The following is an 18126-nucleotide window of genomic DNA, read 5'->3' on the forward strand; positions in this document are numbered from 1 at the left end:
GTGTACGCGCGGGTTCGCGACGCGGGGCGCCCCGGTCTGTCAGGCTGTCGCCTGGCTGGCGTCCGTTCGGGCGCAGGGCCGCGCCTGGTCGGGTATCTGCAGGTCGAGCGGGGTGTACAGGGCCTGGACGGGGCAGTCGGCGGCGGTATGGCTCCGGCCCCGGCTGCGGTCGACGGCGGCCAGTACGCCCGGCACGACCGCGCCGAGGTCACGCAGTGCGCGCACCGCGCCCGCGGTATGCGCACCAGACACGATCACGTCCTCGACGAGGACGACCCGCTCGCCGGCGTGCAGCTCGCCCTCGACCCGTGACCCGCCCCCCTCATCGAGGCTGCGGATCATGGCGAAGGGCAGCCCGGTCTCCAGGGACAGCGCGGTGACGAGCGGCATCACCTGTGTCCGGGCGGCCAGTCTGTCGGCGGTCGCGTCCACCAGATCCGCCAACAGGGCAGCCATCCGGCGGAGGATCGTCGGCCGGGTTTCGAACAGAACAACGTCGATGTACGTGTCGACAGGCTCACTCGCGTCGAGTATGAACTCGCCTGGTAGGCACGCTGCGGCGCGGAGGTCCCGCGCCAGCTCCGTCCAACGTTGGTGGCGGCTCTGGAATATGTTCCGCCGGTTGGTACCGGTGTCCACAGCGCTGTCAGCGCGGATCATGGTCTTCCTCCGAGGCTGGTCGGTTCGGGCGTGGCTTGTCCGGCTGATCCATCTGCGGGACCGACGGTGACGACGGGAACCGGCTGATGTAGCCGAGTTCAGCGCTGAGCCGAGCTGCGGTGGTGAGCACGAGGTGGATCGCTCCTGCCCGGGCCACGGGGTCGCGCATCCGGTCGGCGGCTGCGGCCAGGGTGAGGCTCGCGCAGGTTGTACCGATGGACGTCCGGATCGGCGCTGCTACGGCCCACACTCCGCGGTCCAGCTCGTCGTCGCACACGTCGTACCCGCGTGCCCGGACGATCGCCAGGTGTTCGATCACGGCATCGGGGGTGGCCGGGGTGTCCGAGGTGAAGGAAGTGAGCGGGCGGTCGGCGAGCAGCGCGCGGGCTGTACCGGTGTCCAGGTCGGCGAGGAGCGCCCGCGCGGAGGCGGCGGCGTGAAGGGGCATTTCCTGGCCGATCCGCACGAACAGGCGTAGCGGGTGCTTGCTCTCGATGAGCGAGATGCAGACCACCTGGCTGCCGACCAGTTCGGAGAGGAAGACCGTCTCGCCGGACTCGGCCGCGGCTGCGACGACTGCGGGGTGTGGTGCGGTCAGGGTCGAGGTGAGCCGGTTGTTTTGTTCGGTCAGCTGCCGGGCGGCAGGTCCGAGGAAGTAACGTCGGTTGATCGGTGACCGGGTGACGAATTCCTGCTCGGTCAGGACGGCCAGCAACCGGTGGGCACTGCCCAGCGGGATGCCGAGCGTCGAGTGAATATCCCCGATGGTCATCCCGTCGCCGTGGTGGGCGATGGCGCGAAGTATTTCCAGGGCTCTGACAACCGGCTGCACGGTCTCTCCTTCGACAGGCGCTCGGGCGCGAAAGCTCAGACTCGTAACGAGCCGATGACGTCCGAAACGGTCATCGTGCCCGATGCGGCGAGCAGGGGTCCGAGGCCCCGGACGATCTGCGCCATGGCGTACGGCCGGGTGAAGTTGGCGGTGCCGACCTGGATGGCGGTTGCCCCGGCGAGCAGGAACTCCAGCGCGTCCCGGGCGGTGGTGATGCCGCCACAGCCGATGACCGGGATGTCGACCGCCTGGGCGGCCTGCCAGACCAGGCGTAGCGCGATCGGTTTCACCGCCGGCCCGGAGAGCCCACCGACACCGTTGCCGAGTACGGCCGAGCGGTGGGTGACGTCCACGCTCATCGCCGGGAAGGTGTTGGCCACGGTGATGGCGGTGGCTCCGGCGTGCTCCGCGGCGCGGGCGATCTCTGCGATCGAGGTCACGTTCGGGGTGAGCTTGACGAACACCGGTACGTCCGAACGGGCGACCACTCCGGACACGACCCGCTCCACCGTGCTCGGATCGGTGCCGATGGCCAGGCCGCCATGCTCCAGATTGGGGCACGAGACGTTGACCTCGACCGCGGTGGCGCCGTGTCCGGCCAGTTGATCTGCCGCTGCCCAGTACTCCGCCACGGTGAGCCCGCCGATGCTGATGATGGTGGGCACGCTCGTCGCCAGGTACCGCGGAAGCACCTGTGCCCGGAACTCGGCGATGCCGGGACTCGGGATACCGACGCTGTTGAGCATCCCGTCGGCAGCCTCCGTGATCCGGTGTGCGGGGTTGCCCGACCGGACCGTGGCGAAGACGGTCTTGGTCACCAGGGCGCCCAACTCGTGCACCGGCAGCAGGGCGCCGAGTTCGGGGCCGAAGCAACCGGACGCCGGCATGACGGGATTGTTCAGCCTGATGTCACCCATCGTGACGGACAGGTCGACCGCCACGGGGTCGCTGGTGGCCCAGAAGTGGTCTCTTGAGTCCGCCTCCGCCGTCGGAGCGACGGCAGCCTCGCCCATGGTGCCGGATGAGGCGCACAGCATTGTTTCCTCCACGCGGATGAACGCCTTCCACTTGGGAAGAGCCGACTATGCGCCATGGCTAGACGTTCGTCAAGGGCTGCCGGCGCTTGCTGCCGGCGCGGGGTGCGATGCGTTATGTCGAGCATTTATCCAGCTTGAGTGGCTGAGGCGGCTCCGCAGGGACCCCGCTTGGCAGCTCCGGACGGGACCTGATGGCCTGCGCGGCCGGGGCACCCGCCGGGTGGGGTGCACCCCCGGACGGGCTCGTCGCATCGTCGACCTCAGATCCAAGGACTCCCCGGATTTCCGCGGAGGCGAAGCAGACCTTCGGCTCGATGAGGCAGCAGCGAGGCGCGCCGGGCCGCCTGAGACGTTGCCGCGGCGACACCAAATCATCTACACGTGTTGACTACACGTTGTGATGGACATATCTTCGGTTCCTCCTTCCCCCGGAGGTGCTGATGAAGGTGACCCGAGCCGACGTGGCCAAGCGGGCACAGACATCCGCCGCAGTGGTCAGCTATGTGCTGAACGGCGGACCAAAACCCGTGGCCCCAGCGACCCGGGCCCGGGTCGAGGCGGCCATCCGGGAACTCGGCTACCGCCCGAACCGGGTCGCCCAGGCGCTGCGTCGTACCCGCAGCGGGTTTCTCGGCCTGCTGATGCCGGACGGCGGCAACCCGTTCTTCGCCGAACTGGCGCATGCGATCGAGACCGAAGCCGCGCGGCGCGGCAAGCTGCTCTTCCTGTTGCACTCCAACGGACGGGAGGAGGCGGAACGGCTCGCCGCCATGGGCGACGTGCGGGCTGAGGGGGTGTTGTGGGTGCCCCGTCACGAGAGCCCTTCGAACGCACTCGCGTTGGCTGACGCCCCGTGCCCGGTGGTCGTACTCGACCGCGTGCCGCCGGAGGCCACCAGCGGACACGACTCGGTCGCGGTGGATCACCACGAGGGCGCCCGTCTGGCCACCAGCCATCTGCTCGGGCACGGCTTCCGGCAGGTGTCGTGCCTGTCCGGCCCCGGCGAAACCGTCGTGGGACGGGAACGGGCCGCCGGCTGGCGGCAGGCACTACGGGACCACGACATCACCGCCGAAGCGTGGGAGGTGTCGTCGGACTTCACGCCGGACGGCGGACGGTTGGCCGGTGCCCAACTGCTCGACCGGTTGACACTGCCCGCCGCCGTCTTCGTCGCCTCGGACCGGCAGGCACTGGGCCTGCTGCGCGCCGTGCGCGACCGAGGGCTCGACGTGCCCCGCGACGTCGCCATCGTCTCCTTCGACGGGACCGACGTCAGCGCCTACACCACACCGCCGCTGTCCACCATGCGGCAGCCCCTGTCCCTGCTCGCCGCCGAGGCGCTGACCCTCATGGAGAAGCGCATACGCGATCCGTACCGACCGGCGAGGCACGTCAGCCTGCCCGCCGAGCCAATCTTCCGATCGAGTTGTGGATGTGAACAGAAATGAGTGCGCCAACCGGAAGTTCCGTCGACAATCAGACAGGCACGGCGGCAGCCGTACCGGCCGGGACGCTGCTACGGATATCGGGCATCAACAAGGAATATCGATCCGAGCGCGGCAAGGTGGTGCACGCGCTGCACGATGTGTCGCTCGACGTGCGACAGGGTGAAATCCTGGCGATCATCGGCGCCTCGGGGTGCGGCAAGTCCACCCTGCTCCGGATCATGGCGGGCCTGGACACCGTCACCTCCGGCAGAACGATCTGGTCGCGCCAGCCGACGCCGGGACGGGACATCGGCTACGTCTTCCAGGAGTCGGTGCTGCTGCCGTGGCGCACCGTCTTCCGCAACGCCGCCATCGCCCCCGAGACGTTGAAGATCCCGCGCCAGCAGTACGAGCCGCGGGTGCGCGAACTGTTGAGCCTGGTCGGCCTGACGGACTTCGCCGATGCGCTGCCGAGAGAACTGTCCGGCGGCATGCGCCAGCGGACCTCGATCGTCCGGGCCCTCGCGCACGATCCGGCGCTGCTGCTGATGGACGAGCCCTTCGGCGCGCTCGACCAGATCACGCGGGAGAAGCTGCACGATGACCTGCTCAGAATCTGGACCGCAACCGGCAAGACCATCGTCTTCGTCACGCACAGCGTCGACGAGGCGGCGTACCTCGCCGACCGGGTGGTCGTGCTGTCACCGCATCCCGGCCGGGTCCGCGCGGTCCACGACGTACCCCTGCCCCGGCCACGGAACGCGGAGACCAAGCTCGACCCACGGTTCGCGGAGTTCCAGGCCATGCTACGGGGGGAGCTGTGACGGCCCCCACCTCGGCGCCCGAATCGATGGTCGCCGCGCCGCGGGCCGAGACGGCGGGTACGGGGCGACGGCGGTCCCGCCGCCTGCCGATCGTGCTCAAGCCCTTCGTCGCGCTGCTCTACGTCCTCGTCATCGTGGCCGTCTGGGCCGGGTACCAGGAGGCGGCGGATGTCCCGCGATTCCTGTTGGCCAGCCCCGGTGAGGTCGGGGGGCAACTGGTGGACCTGGCGCGGGACGGAACGCTCTGGACCCATCTGGGCTACACCGTTCGCAACATCGGGCTCGGCTTCGCCATCGGGGCCGTGGTCGGTGCGCTGCTGGGAGTGCTCGTGTCCCGATCACAGGTCGTGGACGCGATGATCTACCCGTTCCTGGTCGTCTTCCAGGCGATGCCGAAGATCGCTCTCGCCCCCATGTTCGTCCTCTGGTTCGGCCTCGGTCTGACCAGCCAACTCATTCTCATCGTGAGCCTGTCCTTCTTCCCGATCCTGGTCGGCACCGTGACCGGGCTCCGGCAGGTGAACTCCGGGTACCAGGACCTGGCCACGACCATCGGGATGAAACCGGTCGCCAAGCTGTTCCGGATCGACATCCCGGCGGCGTCACCGTCGATCTTCGCCGCCGCGCGGGTTGCCGTGGTCGACGCCATGACCGGCGCCGTCGTCGCCGAGTGGATCTCGTCAAGCCAGGGACTCGGCTATCTCCTGGTGGAGGCCAACTCGTCGTACCAGGTGCCCACCCTGATGGCCGCGATCGTGGTGATCATCGCCGTCGGAGTCGCCGTCTACCAACTGGTCACCTTCGTGGAGACCCGCGCCCTGTCCTGGCGCGACCCTGTCCCGGCCTGATTCCACGCCAACGCAATCGGGCTCTTTCCACCATTTCCCCCACCCTGATTCGAGGTAGCGCAATGCGTCGCATCAACCGCAGATCCATCCTCGCCGGTGTCGTCGCCGGCGCCGTCGTCACGGTCACCGCTGGCTGCGGCGACGTCGAGCCCCCCGCGACAGGCGGCAAGGACGGCGGCACAACAAAGGTCAGCATCCAGATCGACGGCGCCGCCGCGCCCTACTACGCACCCCTGTACTGGGCGAAGGAGCAGGGCTACTTCGCCGACCAGAAACTTGACGTCGAGTTCCTGTACGCCGATGCCGCGACGATCACCAAGAACGTCGCTGCGGGCAACGTGCAGTTCGGCTTCCCGAACGCGGACACCGTCATCCAGGCCGTGGCCAACGGAGTGCCCGACGTCGTGGTGCACACGACATACCAGCAGGGCATCGGTGCCCTGCTCACCATCGCCGACTCCGGTATCACCAGCCCCGCACAGCTGAAGGGCAAGACCGTCGCCGTGACCAGTCTCGGTTCGCCGAACTACGTGCAGTTGACGGCGATGGCCGCTTCAGCGGGCCTGGACGTGAAGAAGGACATGACCGTCAAGGTGGTCGGCACCGGGGCGATCGTCTCCGCCCTGCAGAACAAGGAAGTCGACGCGATCGTCTTCTCCCGGCTGCGCTACTACACCCTCAAGGCGGCGGGGGTTCAGGTGAACCAGATCCTGTCCAACGAGTACCTGCCCTCGTTCGGCAACGTGGTGATCGCCGGTCAGCAGTACGCCCAGAAGAATCCGCAGGTGGTCAAGGGATTCACCAGCGCACTGAACACGGCACTGCAGGATCTCATCGACGGCAAGCTGCCGGCTGCCGTCACGATGTCGGTCCAGAAGTACGCCCCCAGCTTCGCCGGTCAAGAGCAGACAGTGACCGAGGTGATGCAGGAGGTGTTCGCCAAGGAGCTGTGGCAGAGCGAGGCGACCAAGGCGAACGGGCTCGGCTACGGCGACCCAGCGGCCTGGCAGAAGGCGGTGGACGCCCAGAAGCAGTACGGCCTGATCAAGGGCGACGTACGCGCGACGGACTTCGTGCAGAAGGCATCCTCGTGACCGAACGGCGACTCGGTCGGCTCCCCCGCACCCTGCTCGGTGCGACCTCGGTGGTGGCGTTCCTGCTGATCTGGCAGGGCTACGTCAAGGCCGCGGACGTTCCGGCGTACACCCTGCCGGGGCCGGTTGAGGTCGTGCGGTACGCCGGGCAGTTGCTCGCTGGCGATCAACTGCTCGTACACATCAGGGTGACCGCTGTCGAGCTGTTGCAGGGCGTTGCCATCGGGCTGACGGTGGGCGTACTCGCCGGAGTGATGGCGGCCCGCTGGCGTTGGCTGGAACGACTGGCAATGCCACTACTGGTGCTGATCCAGATCACGCCGAAGATCGCGATCGCGCCGCTGCTGGTGCTGTGGCTCGGCCTGGGCGTGACGAGCAAGATCACACTGGTCGCCCTGGTCACCTTCTTCCCAGTGCTGGTCAACACGCTGGCCGGGCTGCGGGACATCGGCACGGCCTACCGGCACCTGTGTCAGGTGCTCGCCATGTCGGGAACGCAGCGGTTCTTCCGGGTCGAGTTGCCGATGACACTTCCGCACATCGTCGTCGGGCTGCGGCTGGGTGCGCTGGCCGGCGTAACGGCTGCGGTCATCGGTGAGCTGATCGGTGCCCAGGCCGGACTCGGCTTCATGGTCGCTCAGGGCCAGGAAACCGACAACGTCCCGCAGTCCATGGTCGGGCTGCTGTTGCTGAGCCTGCTGGGCCTGCTCGCCTGGTCCGGCATCGGTACGGCCGCCAGCTGGTTGCGTTCCCGTTTCGGTGTCGCGGGTGCCTGAGCAGGTATCGCCGCGTCCCGGCCACGGCGCTGCCATGGCCGGGACGCGGCGACGGATCGTGGTCGACACCGACGGCGGCGTGGATGATCTGGTGGCGCTCGCCTGGCTACTCTGCCTGCCGGAGGTCGATGTCCCCGCGGTCATCGCGACCGGCGGAGCCCGCACTGTCGACGTCGTCGGAGCCGCGGTCACCCACGTCCTGAAGACGCTTGCCCCGGTCCGTCGACCGCTGCTGCTGCGGGGCGCCGAGGTGACGCCGGCGAGACGGACCTCGGTGCCGTCCGGAGTGCACCTGCACGGTGAGTACGGGCTCGGAACGCTCGTACCGCCGTGCGGACCCGAATTCGGCGGCGGGATGGATGACGAGGCGTTACCGCCACACACCGACTACCTCGTGCTCGGCCCGTGCACCACGGCGGCGCGGATCGCCAGCCAAGGCGGACACCGGCCCGGGGAAGCCTGGCTGACCGTCATGGGCGGGGCGTTCTCACTGCCCGGCGTGGTGCAGGGGGCCGAACCGAACTTCGCGCGGGATCCCCACGCGGCCCGGCTGCTGCTCACCAACCCGCCCGGCAAGGGCGTTCGGATCGTGCCGACCGACGTGACCACCCAGGCGAGGTGCCCGGACACCGCTGTCCGGTACGCGCTCGCTGGCGGGGAGGGTTGGCTCAGGTTGCGGGCACAACTGCTGGCGTACTACTGGTCCGCGGGGTCGGCCCGGTACTGCCACGACCTGGTCGCTGCGGCTGTCGCCGTCTGCCCGGGCATGGTGACGGCCGAGGTCGCGGCCGCAGTGACCGTCGACGAGAACGGTAGATCAAGCATGACCGCCGCAGCGGGCTCGGCGGTGCGGGTGGTACACGGTCTGCACGAGGCCCGGTGGCGGGCAGTCGCGCGGGGATGGGCATCGAACAGGGAGATGGCAGCATGCTGAACGAGCCGATGATCGCTGTGGTCGGCAGCGCCAACCTGGACCGGTTGGTGGTGACCGACAGGCTGCCCCGCCCCGGCGAGACGCTGACCGCGCGGGAGTACTGGGAAGGGGTCGGCGGGAAGGGCACGAACCAGGCGATGACGGTTGCCACGCTGGGGGCATCCGTCGCCTTCGTCGGCTGCGTGGGCGACGACGCCGCCGGTGACCTGGTCCGGCAGCGGCTTGCCGGACGGGGCGTGGACGTGTCCGGGATGATCGTCGTCGGTGGAACCCCTACCGGAACAGCCTTGATCACAGTGGATGGTCAGGGAGAGAACGTCATCGTGGTGAGCCCCGGGGCCAACGCCGCCCTCGACCCGGTCTGCATCGACCGCCAAAGCGGCGTGATCGGGGCGGCGGCCCTCACCCTGATGCAGTGTGAGGTCGGAATGCCCGCCCTGGAACGAGCCGCCGAACTGGCCGGCGGGTTGCTGGTCGTCAATCCCGCACCCGCGTGCCCGCTACCCGAGGCGCTCGCGCGTCGGGTGGACATCCTGGTGCCGAACCGCACCGAGCTGGCGCTCCTGGCCGGGACGCCCGTCCCCAGACGGTTGGACGATGTTACGGGCGCGGTGGGACGTCTCGGTCTCGCTGCCACCGTGGTGGTGACCCTCGGGGCGCAGGGCGCCCTGGTGGTCGAGCCCGACGGCCAGGCCACACACGTGCCGGCGCTTCCGGTGCAGGCGATGGACACCACCGGCGCGGGGGACTGTTTCTGCGGAGCCCTCGCCACGGCACTGGTGGCACGACCCGGTGAAACCGTCATCGAAGCAGCCCGCTGGGCGGTCGTGGCGGCGGCATTGTCGACCCGGGGAAGAGGCGCCCAGGGCGCCCTGCCGGTCAGCGCCGAGGTGTCCGACGCGATGGCCGGGCTGCGTGAGGTGCCGGTCGGTACGGGCGGTTGACACCGTGACCGATCCCCTGACGGAACCACCAAACCATGATCGTTCTCAGCGCCAACCGCTGTTCCTGGATTCTCCACCCTCGGCTCCAGGCCGTCAGAGCCAGTCGCTGCGTGGCGTCCGGCCAGGCGGCCCGGTGGCGTCCGCAAGACGGATGAAGAAATATGACACAAGGTGTCAGGTCTTGGGTCGAGCATGGTCTCACCGGCCGGCGTCGATGGTGGGCGTGGACCGGGCACCACGATAGATACGGATAGACAGGGAGCTCCATGCGCGAAACTCCAGAAGACCTCAGAGAGCTTCAGGACCTCCTCGACGCCTCCCTCTCCCGCTCCACCTCACACCTCCGCTCGATCATCAACACCGAGAGCACACCGACCGCGGAGCAGCTCAGCCAGGTCCTCACCGGCATGTGCACCCTCGCCCTGTCCACCGTGACGGCGAAGGGCGAGCCGCGGATCAGCGGTGTGGATGGGCACTTCCTGCACGGAAAGTGGCACTTCGGCACGGCGCGCGGCGCCGCCAAGGCGCGCCACCTCGCGGCGCGGTCCGCCGTCAGCGCCGCGCACATGCGCGGTGAGGACCTGGGCGTGTTCACGCACGGCAAGGTGGAGATCCTCAACCCCCGGGACGGCGAGCCGGCCGCGGACTGGCCGGACCTGCTCGCGTACCTCAAGGACTTCTACGGCGACGACTTCTTCGACTGGGACAACGACGTGGTCTACTACCGGCTGCATCCGCACTGGATGACCGTCTACGCCCCCGACATCGCAAGGCTCACTGCGCCGTCCCAGTCCTGATCGGCAGCACGGGCCGCATCGGGACCGGCCACGTGATGAGAGATCTGGTGAAGCGGCCGCTCAGCGCCATTGATGACGACCTGCCGCGTAGTGGCGTGATCGGTCTGGTCGGCATGGGTGGGGCCCCTCCGCCCATGTCCCGCTGCGTTGCGAGAGGGTGGACGAAGGTTGACTGCATTCGTATGGGATGTCGCGAGTATGGGGCGCCAGACCATCGACGTGGTGGGGGCTCGTACCAACAATCTGCGGGACGTGTCCGTGAGGATCCCCAAGCAGCAGCTCGTCGCCTTCACCGGAGTGAGCGGCAGCGGCAAGACCTCGCTGGCCATCGATACCCTGCACAACGAAGCCCAGCTGCGGTATCTGGAGGGACTTTCGCCGTTCGTACGGCAGTACATCACCCAGCGCAATCGGCCGAAGGTCGACCGCATCCTGGGACTCGGCGCGACGCTCGCGGTCGACCAGCGCCGTCTGAACCGCAACCCCCGCTCCACCGTCGCGACGATCACCGGCATCGACGGGCACCTGGGGCTGCTGTACTCGCGCCTTCCGGGGATCGGCGCAGACCCGGCAGCGGAGAGTGGGGACGGGCATCTGACGACCGCTCACTTCGACCGCAATACGCCGGAAGGGAGCTGTGCGAACTGCCACGGGGTGGGCGGGCGCTGGCAGGCGCAGGAGGACCTGGTCATCACCCACCCGGAGCTTCCGCTCTTCGAGGGGGCCTCGCCCTGGTACGCGAAGTGGCGGTCGGGGGAGCACGCGTTCGTGCCGGCGCTTGCCGAGAAGCGGGACGTGGACCTCGGCCGGTCGTGGCAGTCGCTGCCTGAGGAGTTCCGTCATTGCGTGCTGTACGGCACGGGTGACGAGAAGATCGAGGCGACCGTCGACATGCCGAACAAGAATGAGACGGCCCTGATGACCTACACCTCGAGCCAGCCGCTGCGGGGCGCGCTCGCCGAGGTGGAGCGGGTGTTCGTGAACGCCCAGACGTCCAGTGCCAAGCAGCGCTACCTGCCGTACATGCGCAAGCAGCCCTGCGGCACCTGCGGCGGCAGCGGGTACGACCAGTTGGCCCGGTCCGTGCGGCTCAGCGGGCTGACGTACCCCGACCTGCTCGAGGTGGAAGTACGGGAGGTGCGCAGCTGGGCAGAGCGCGTGGCGGACGACCTGGGCGCCCGGCAGCGCGAGGTGGGTGAGCCGCTGCTGCAGGACCTGGGCCGCAGGCTCGGAATCCTCGACCGGCTCGGCCTGGCCCATCTCCAGCTGTCCCGGAGCGCGGCGACGCTGTCCGCGGGTGAGTTGCAGCGGACCCGGCTCGCCGCGCAGCTCAGCACCGAGCTGAGCGGCATCATCTTCGTCCTAGACGAGCCCGGGACCGGGCTGCATCCGGCGGACAAGGCGCACCTGCTCGACATCGCCCTGGAGCTGCGCGAGGCTGGCAACACGGTGCTCCTCGTCGAGCACGACCCTGAGCTGATCGCCCGGGCCGACTGGGTGATCGATATGGGGCCCGGCGCGGGCCGCTTCGGCGGTGAGGTCCTGGTGTCGGGGCCTCCCGCCGACGTGGCCGCCCACCCGAAGTCGCTGACCGGGCGCTATCTGGCCGGTGTGGGGCCGCGGCTGCACCGGACCCGCCGCCCGACCGGGGACGACACCGGCTGGGTGGAGCTGCACGGCCTGCGTGCGCACAACGTGACCGCGGACCTGGTGAGTTTCCCCGCCGGTCGGCTCACCTGCCTGACCGGGGTGAGCGGCAGCGGCAAGAGCAGCCTACTCGGCGCGCTCGGGGCGAGCGTGGAGGCCGCCCTGAACGGGACGGCGGCCGACACGGTGCGGGAGGTGACCGGCCTTGAGGGGTTCAGCTGGGTCGCCGTCGTCGATCAGGAACCGCTCGGGCGAACGCCGCGGTCCAACCCGGCTACGTACAGCAAGGCGTTCGACATCGTTCGCAAGCTGTTCGCCGAGACCGACGTGGCGCACGGGCGCGGGGTCAATGCCTCCTGGTTCAGCTTCAACACTGCGGGTGGCGGCCGCTGCGAGACCTGCACCGGTTACGGCCGCAAGCTGGTCGACATGCACTTTCTGCCGGATGTGTGGGTGGTCTGCGACGCGTGCGAGGGTCGGCGCTACAAGCCGGAGGCCTTGGAAATCAGGTATCAGGGGTTGGCCATCGATCAGGTGCTGGAGCTGACCGTCGCCGAGGCCGTGGAGCAGTTCTCCGAGCCCCGGCAGCTCGCGGAGACCCTGGGAGCCTTGAACCAGGTCGGGCTCGGCTATCTCCAACTCGGCCAGAGCGCCACAGAGTTGTCCGGCGGCGAGGCCCAGCGGCTGAAGCTGGCGTCCGCGATCCAGCGCGGCGCTGCGAGCCGCAAGGCCGGCCTCGTCGTTCTCGACGAGCCCGTCTCGGGCCTGCACCCGTCTGACATCCAGCGTGTGGTGGACGCGCTCGATGTGTTGCTCGACTCGGGCAACACCGTCGTCGTGGCCGAACATGACATCCCCGTCGCCGCGTCGGCGGACTGGGTGATCGACCTGGGGCCGGGAGCCGGTCCGGACGGGGGTGCGGTGGTCGCGGAGGGCACCCCGGACGCCGTCGCGATGGCGGACACCCCGACCGCCGGTTTCTTCCGGCGGTACGCGGCGGGCCTGCCGCTCCTGGAGGTGCGGGAAGGCACGCGCTGCTGAGGGGCCCGGGGCGCGTCTTGCGTCACGTCCTGCACTGTCGTCCGTGCCCGCTCCGTCCGAGGAGGAGCGGGCACGCCTGAGATCGGTGCTGGAGCGGTGCGAGCTTCGGAGCTCACTACGCCGGAGCCACCGCGGCGTACGCGGCCGGCGCCCGCCCGGATGCGCTCAGGGCAGGGCCAGCTCGACCGCGCCGCGGCGGCCAGGTCGAGGACCGCATCGCCGTGCGGGCTGCGTACGGTCAGCCGTTGCCCGGCCGCCGCGACGAGCCGCGCCCGCAGGCCGTCGGGGGCCCAGGTCATTCGGCTCCCGATCGGCCGGGACGCCCGTCGTTCACAACGTTGATCGACTTTGTGTCGGTGACATGGCGGCCTCCGCCGCCCTCGAAGCCCCGTTGTCAGTGACCTGAAGTCGATCATCCCGCCCACCCCAGGACCAGCCACCCCGTTTCGCACGGAATGTCCGTTTCGCGCTGCCGGCCCGTTGCTGGGTGTGACGGGCGGCATCCGGGTGGCGGAACACCGGCCGGGCCGGGGTGGTTACACATGGCGGACGATCGAGTAGCGCATGTGCCGCTGGGCTGCCCGAGGGCATCTCCCCCGGGATGGAATGCGGGCCGGCTGTCGGTCGTTACATCTGGACCCGGCGCCACCGGCACCCCCCGGTGCGCGTCCTTCCCCCCTTTTTCTGGTTTTCTTCGGGCGCCTCGACGTGGTGCTCACACGCCTGCCCTTCCCCGGGCCGGGTGTGTCGACCCCCGAATTGGAGTCACCCCCATGAACCCGATCATGCGTAAGAGCGTTCTCGGTATCGCTGGTCTCGCGTTCGCCGGTGGTGTGTTCGCCGGTCCGGCCACCGCCCACGCCGCTCCGGCCGTCGAGTCGGCCCCGAAGGCGGTCGCCGTGCAGGCCGACAAGCCGGGCGTGGACAAGCCGGGCGTGGACAAGGGCAAGCTGATCCCGCACGGCGTGCGGGGCGAGCAGTCGCGTATCGCGCTTGACGGTGAGCAGACCGCCAACGTCAAGGCGATCATCGCCGCGACGAAGAAGGCCGGCCTGGACGAGCGCGCCGCCGTCATCTCGGTCGGCACCGCGTTGCAGGAGTCGAAGCTGGAGAACCTGGGTCACCTGGGCGACCGCAACGACCACGACTCGCTGGGCCTGTTCCAGCAGCGCCCCTCCAGCGGCTGGGGTTCCCCGGAGCAGATCACCGACCCCGAGCACTCGACCCTGGCGTTCCTCAAGGGCCTCAAGCAGGTCGACGGGTGGCAGGACATGCCGCTGACCGAGGCCGCCCAGACGGTGCAGGTGTCGGCCTACCCCGACGCGTACGCCCAGTGGGAACAGCAGGCCGCCGACCTCGTCGCCGAACACTGGAACAGCTGACCCACCGAACAGCCAACTGGCCGGGTCCCCGACGACGGGACCCGGCCAGCGGCGCGTCCACCGCCGCCGGGCGCCGTCAGCGGCGGGGCCGGCGGGAGATCCCGGTCGCGGCCAGCAGCGCCGAGGCGGAGAACCGCAGCAGAGGCAGGTAGATCCGCACCGAGTCGGTGAGGGACCCGAAGTGCGACGAGGCGTTGTCGCCGACGTACGTGGTGGCGATGGTCGCCTGCTCGATGGGCCGGCCGGCCCGGGCGGCGTACAGCAGGACGTTCATCTCGTACTCGTACCGCTCGCCGGGGACCGTGAGCAGCCAGTCGAGCAGGCCGTGCGGGTACGCCCGCAGCCCGGTCTGGGTGTCCCGCACGGGGCAGCCCGTCGCGACGCGGAACAGCAGCCGGGTGAGGTCGTTGCCGGCCCTGCTGCGCACCGGCACCTCGCCGTCGAACCGCCGTACGCCCAGCACCATCACGCCGGCCTCCTCGACGCGCTTGGCGACGCGCAGGACGTCGGCGACCCCGTGCTGGCCGTCGGCGTCGGCGCACACCACGTCGTGGCCGGGGTACGCGCGCGTGACGTGCCGGAACCCCGTCTTCAGGGCCACCCCCTTGCCCCGGTTCGTCGCGTGCCGCAGGACGGTGCAGCCGAACTCCCCCGCCGCGTCGAGGACCCGGGCCGACGCCGGGCCGCTGCCGTCGTCCACCACCACGACGTGGACGCCGGGTGCGGCGTCGCGCAACGCTGCGACGAACTCGGACAGCCGGGAACCCGGCTCGTACACCGGGGCGAGGACGATCACCGCCGCCCACCCACGCCACGCCCGGGCGGGCCCGCACCCGTGCGCCCGCCCGAAGGACCGTCCATCCTGTCCACGTGACCTCCTCGACGTCGCCGCGACCGTCGTCCTCGTCGAGGTCGATCCGGTGGCGTGGGAGCCTGTACCCCGTCGGCGGCCGTCCGTCACGTGCTCCGCCGGGGCGGTCTCGCCCGCCCGGCAGCCGGCCCAGGGTCGGGCACGGGCACGGCCGAGCCGGAGGCACCCGGACCGGGCCGGGGCGGGACGACGGCGCGATCTCCGCCCGCCGCGCCCCGGCGGCGGCGCGCCAGCCGGTCGACGCGGCGCATCGACGTCACCAGCCGGCGTTCCCGGCGCAGCAGGCCTGCCGGGTCGCGGGCCCCGAGGAACCACAGCCGGGACGCGATCCGAGCGGCCGGCTCGCGCCACCACCTCGGCAGCGCCTCCCCGCCGCAGGCGTGCACATCGAGCAGCGCGGGGCCGCGCAGTCCGAGGGTCCGGCGGGCGAGATACCTGATCCGGGGCAGGTGCCAGGTGTGCGAGACGATGCCCAGCGGGTGCCCCGGGCCGAAGGCGTGGCCGTCGAGCAGTCCGTCCTCGACGGTGTGCAGGAGGTTCTCCAGCGTGCTGCGCGAGCGGGTCTCGGCGCGCAACTCCGCGTGCCGGTCGAGGCCGGCGGCGAGCGCCTGGCGCAGCATCAGGTCGCCCTCCCGCCATCCCTCGGGCGGGGGATGCGCGCCCTCGGCGGCCTCCGCCCAGCCGCCGCTGAACACGATCCGGGGCGTCCGGCCCTGCCCGGCTGCGCGGGCGAAGGACGCCTCGTTCGCGGCGACGTAGTCAACCGCTGCCCGCACGCGGGCGATGCTGGCCGGGGTGAGCGCCCAGGTGTCCCCGGCGCGCAGCACGCCGCGTCCGAAGACCACGAGCACGGTGGCGGTCGGCGACGTGTGCCCTCCCCTCGGTGGCTTCTTCCGCGGCAAGGGTAGCCAGGTGCGGGGCAGCGGGGCGGCCCGGCGATCGACGGTCCTCCGCGGAGGGTCGATCGCCGGGCCGCCCTGGTGGCGAGCCGCGCCGGGCGGCCCGCCGGTCAGCCGGTCAGAGGCCGGCGGCGTGCGCGGCGGCGGTGCCGCCGACCACGGGCAGGACGATCTTGCTGCTCTTCAGCGCGACCTGGAGGTTCGCGGCGGTGGTGTCCGCCTGGCTGGAGTACTGCGGGTAGCTGGCCACGATGATCACGCCGATCCGGTGGCCGGGCTTGAAGACGTAGTCCTCCGGCAGCAGCGGGAAGCTGAAGTTGTACGACTCCCCCTGCACCAGCGGCACGGCGACGCGGATCGACTGCCGGTTCTGGGCGTCCATGATGCCCTTGGTGACCAGCTCGTAGTCGGCCGTGGCCACCCGCTTCGTCGTCTGCTTGTAGCAGCCGTCGTCCGTCGGGCTGCTCTCGCCCCAGCAGTCCTCCGTGGTCAGGGTGATGATTCCCTCGCCGGAGGCCCGGTGCGCGACCCGCTCGTCGGTGCCGTAGTCGACCAGGATCGCCCCGAGGTTGGTGTCGGTCTGGTCGGCGGAGGCCCGCAGTTGCACGGTCGGGGTGCCGGAGATGTGCAGCGGCGCGGTGAGCGGCGCGGAGAGGAAGGCCAGCCGGTTGGGCTGCACCACGTCCGGGTTGAGGATCATGGTGTTCTGGCTCTGCGTGCGGCTGTCCTGGAACGCCCCGGTCGCCGGCTTCGCGGTCGGCACCAGCCCGAGGCCGCCCGCACCGGTGGTGCCGGGCTGGAGGAACACCTCGGTGTCGGCCTTGCCGGGGATCGGCCAGTCGGCGTGGGTCTCCCACACGTCGGCGGACCGCTCCAGGTCCACCCGCGGCTCGTCCATGATGCCGTTGGCGACGCCCTGGAGCCAGAAGTCGAACCACCGGTGCAGGGTCGACACCCACACCGCGCGGCGCGAGTCGAACGGGTCGACGTGGCCCTCCTGGGACAGCCACAGCTTGCGCGGCACGTTGTTCTCCGCCAGGGCGTACCAGAACTTGCTGAAGTGGTCCGGCCGGACGTTGTCGTCGTTGAGGCCGTGGTAGAGCAGCACGCTGGCGGTGACGTTGGGGACCTTCTTGACGTAGCTGCGCTCGTTCCAGAAGGCCGTGTAGTCGCCGTGCTCGTCGCCGTCGGCGGCGGCCATCGCGTCGCGCACCGGCTTGCAGTACTCCCGGCGCTCGGGGTTGGTGACCGTGTTGGCCAGCGACGCCACGTAGCTGTTGCCCCGGGTGACCACGCCGTTGCTGCGCACGTAGTCGTAGTACTCGGTCGGGCCGCTGATGGGCACGACCGTGGTCAGGCCCTTCACGCCGGTCACCGCCGTGGCCATGGCCAGCGAGCCGTCGTACGACTTGCCGATCATCCCCGTCTTGCCGTTGTGCCAGTCCGCCTTGACGATCTCACCGGCGGCGTTGCGGGCGGTGGCCCGGCCGTTGAGCCAGTTGATGGCCTGCTTGGCGCTCAGGTTGTCCTGGTTGGCGTTGGTGGTCGGGCAGCCGGTGGAGTTGTTGGTGCCGACCATGTCCAGCAGGATGACCGCGTAGCCGCGCGGCACGAAGTAGTTGTCGTAGAACAGCGGCCACTTGTCCAGCAGCCCGTCGCCGTCGAGGTCCGCCTTGCACTCGGACTCGTTGCCCCGGCAGACCGTCGAGTAGTAGGGGCTGGCGTCCATCACCACGGGGGCCTTGAGCCCCTGCGCGGTGGCCGCCGGCCGCATCAGGTCGAACGCGATGATGTCGCGCAGACCGTCGTTGTCGCTGTCGAAGGTGGAGTCGATGAAGAGGCGTTCCCGGATGGCGTCGGCGTAGCCGAACACCGGCTGGGTGACGCCGTCCTGGACGACGATCGACGGCGGCCCGTCCGCCGCCAGCGCCTGCGGCGCCGCGCCGAGGGCGGCGAGCACCGTCGCGGACAGTACGGCCACGCCTGTGCGCCAGCGCGTTCCCACTGTAGCCATGCAGTCTCCTTGAGGTCCGAGGCTGCGTACGCTACGAGCCGGTGCCCGGTGCCACCACCTGCACGTGTAGGAACTTCGCCGGGCGTGGTTCGACGGGTG

The 18126-nt window shown here is 70.0% G+C and carries 16 protein-coding genes; 10 read left to right on the plus strand and 6 right to left on the minus strand.

The genetic code is table 11. From position 1 onward, the window contains the following. Positions 1–39: 39 nt before the first annotated feature. The 3 genes from C5N14_RS08055 to C5N14_RS08065 are packed head-to-tail and all read right to left on the minus strand — an operon-like array spanning position 40 to position 2529. Entirely contained in the window at positions 40–660 is a 621-nt protein-coding gene (locus tag C5N14_RS08055) for an orotate phosphoribosyltransferase (RefSeq protein WP_117667097.1), read from the minus strand. Continuing rightward, positions 647–1492, minus strand: a complete 846-nt coding sequence (locus C5N14_RS08060; RefSeq protein WP_117667099.1) for an IclR family transcriptional regulator — start codon at positions 1490–1492, stop codon at positions 647–649. Before C5N14_RS08060 ends, C5N14_RS08055 begins: the two co-directional genes overlap by 14 nt. Positions 1493–1527: 35 nt before the next feature. Then, positions 1528–2529: a dihydroorotate dehydrogenase gene (locus C5N14_RS08065; protein ID WP_207892649.1), complete on the minus strand. Its 1002-nt coding sequence runs from the start codon at positions 2527–2529 to the stop codon at positions 1528–1530. 440 nt (positions 2530–2969) lie between these two features. On the opposite strand from C5N14_RS08065, the gene C5N14_RS08070 reads away from it, so the two are divergent. The 10 genes from C5N14_RS08070 to C5N14_RS08115 all read left to right on the plus strand — a co-directional run bounded on the left by C5N14_RS08070 (position 2970) and on the right by C5N14_RS08115 (position 14243). After that, positions 2970–3977: a LacI family DNA-binding transcriptional regulator gene (locus C5N14_RS08070; protein WP_128763534.1), complete on the plus strand. Its 1008-nt coding sequence runs from the start codon at positions 2970–2972 to the stop codon at positions 3975–3977. Next, on the plus strand, positions 3974–4780 hold the full coding sequence (locus tag C5N14_RS08075; protein WP_117667105.1) for an ABC transporter ATP-binding protein: 807 nt from the start codon (positions 3974–3976) through the stop codon (positions 4778–4780). The genes C5N14_RS08070 and C5N14_RS08075 overlap by 4 nt, the downstream gene beginning before the upstream one ends. Further along, on the plus strand, positions 4777–5628 hold the full coding sequence (locus tag C5N14_RS08080; protein ID WP_117667107.1) for an ABC transporter permease: 852 nt from the start codon (positions 4777–4779) through the stop codon (positions 5626–5628). Before C5N14_RS08075 ends, C5N14_RS08080 begins: the two co-directional genes overlap by 4 nt. Before the next feature lie 62 nt (positions 5629–5690). Beyond that, positions 5691–6722, plus strand: coding sequence for an ABC transporter substrate-binding protein (locus C5N14_RS08085; RefSeq protein WP_117667109.1), 1032 nt, complete (start codon positions 5691–5693; stop codon positions 6720–6722). A gap of 53 nt (positions 6723–6775) precedes the next feature. Further along, entirely contained in the window at positions 6776–7498 is a 723-nt protein-coding gene (locus C5N14_RS08090; RefSeq protein ID WP_128763535.1) for an ABC transporter permease, read from the plus strand. After that, positions 7491–8432, plus strand: a complete 942-nt coding sequence (locus C5N14_RS08095; protein ID WP_128763536.1) for a nucleoside hydrolase — start codon at positions 7491–7493, stop codon at positions 8430–8432. The genes C5N14_RS08090 and C5N14_RS08095 overlap by 8 nt, the downstream gene beginning before the upstream one ends. Beyond that, positions 8426–9376 (plus strand): ribokinase, encoded by a 951-nt coding sequence (locus tag C5N14_RS08100; protein WP_207892650.1) that lies wholly within the window; start codon positions 8426–8428, stop codon positions 9374–9376. Before C5N14_RS08095 ends, C5N14_RS08100 begins: the two co-directional genes overlap by 7 nt. A 266-nt stretch (positions 9377–9642) precedes the next feature. Further along, entirely contained in the window at positions 9643–10173 is a 531-nt protein-coding gene (locus tag C5N14_RS08105; protein WP_117667115.1) for a pyridoxamine 5'-phosphate oxidase family protein, read from the plus strand. Between the two features lie 198 nt (positions 10174–10371). Beyond that, positions 10372–12861: an excinuclease ABC subunit UvrA gene (locus tag C5N14_RS08110; protein WP_117667117.1), complete on the plus strand. Its 2490-nt coding sequence runs from the start codon at positions 10372–10374 to the stop codon at positions 12859–12861. 773 nt (positions 12862–13634) lie between these two features. Further along, a complete protein-coding gene (locus C5N14_RS08115; RefSeq protein ID WP_117667119.1) occupies positions 13635–14243 on the plus strand; it encodes a hypothetical protein in 609 nt (202 codons plus the stop codon). 76 nt (positions 14244–14319) lie between these two features. On the opposite strand, the gene C5N14_RS08120 is transcribed toward C5N14_RS08115, so the two are convergent. The 3 genes from C5N14_RS08120 to C5N14_RS08130 all read right to left on the minus strand — a co-directional run bounded on the left by C5N14_RS08120 (position 14320) and on the right by C5N14_RS08130 (position 18027). After that, positions 14320–15039 carry a glycosyltransferase family 2 protein gene (locus tag C5N14_RS08120; RefSeq protein ID WP_117667121.1) on the minus strand — a complete coding sequence of 240 codons (720 nt, stop codon included), beginning with the start codon at positions 15037–15039 and terminating at the stop codon, positions 14320–14322. Between the two features lie 161 nt (positions 15040–15200). Further along, complete coding sequence (locus C5N14_RS08125; RefSeq protein WP_243639305.1) at positions 15201–15959, minus strand: YdcF family protein; 759 nt, start codon at positions 15957–15959, stop codon at positions 15201–15203. A gap of 172 nt (positions 15960–16131) precedes the next feature. After that, positions 16132–18027: a CocE/NonD family hydrolase gene (locus tag C5N14_RS08130; RefSeq protein WP_117667125.1), complete on the minus strand. Its 1896-nt coding sequence runs from the start codon at positions 18025–18027 to the stop codon at positions 16132–16134. Between the last annotated feature and the right edge of the window lie 99 nt (positions 18028–18126).

The organism is Micromonospora sp. MW-13 (assembly GCF_003434305.1).
Taxonomy (GTDB): domain Bacteria; phylum Actinomycetota; class Actinomycetes; order Mycobacteriales; family Micromonosporaceae; genus Micromonospora.

Bases quoted from the DNA above. Each gene is read 5' to 3' on its own strand.
- C5N14_RS08055 (WP_117667097.1), bottom strand. From the start codon at position 660: ATGATCCGCGCTGACAGCGCTGTGGACACCGGTACCAACCGGCGGAAC.
- C5N14_RS08065 (WP_207892649.1), bottom strand. From the start codon at position 2,529: ATGCTGTGCGCCTCATCCGGCACCATGGGCGAGGCTGCCGTCGCTCCG.
- C5N14_RS08070 (WP_128763534.1), top strand. From the start codon at position 2,970: ATGAAGGTGACCCGAGCCGACGTGGCCAAGCGGGCACAGACATCCGCC.
- C5N14_RS08075 (WP_117667105.1), top strand. From the start codon at position 3,974: ATGAGTGCGCCAACCGGAAGTTCCGTCGACAATCAGACAGGCACGGCG.
- C5N14_RS08085 (WP_117667109.1), top strand. From the start codon at position 5,691: ATGCGTCGCATCAACCGCAGATCCATCCTCGCCGGTGTCGTCGCCGGC.
- C5N14_RS08100 (WP_207892650.1), top strand. From the start codon at position 8,426: ATGCTGAACGAGCCGATGATCGCTGTGGTCGGCAGCGCCAACCTGGAC.
- C5N14_RS08105 (WP_117667115.1), top strand. From the start codon at position 9,643: ATGCGCGAAACTCCAGAAGACCTCAGAGAGCTTCAGGACCTCCTCGAC.
- C5N14_RS08110 (WP_117667117.1), top strand. From the start codon at position 10,372: ATGGGGCGCCAGACCATCGACGTGGTGGGGGCTCGTACCAACAATCTG.
- C5N14_RS08115 (WP_117667119.1), top strand. From the start codon at position 13,635: ATGAACCCGATCATGCGTAAGAGCGTTCTCGGTATCGCTGGTCTCGCG.
- C5N14_RS08130 (WP_117667125.1), bottom strand. From the start codon at position 18,027: ATGGCTACAGTGGGAACGCGCTGGCGCACAGGCGTGGCCGTACTGTCC.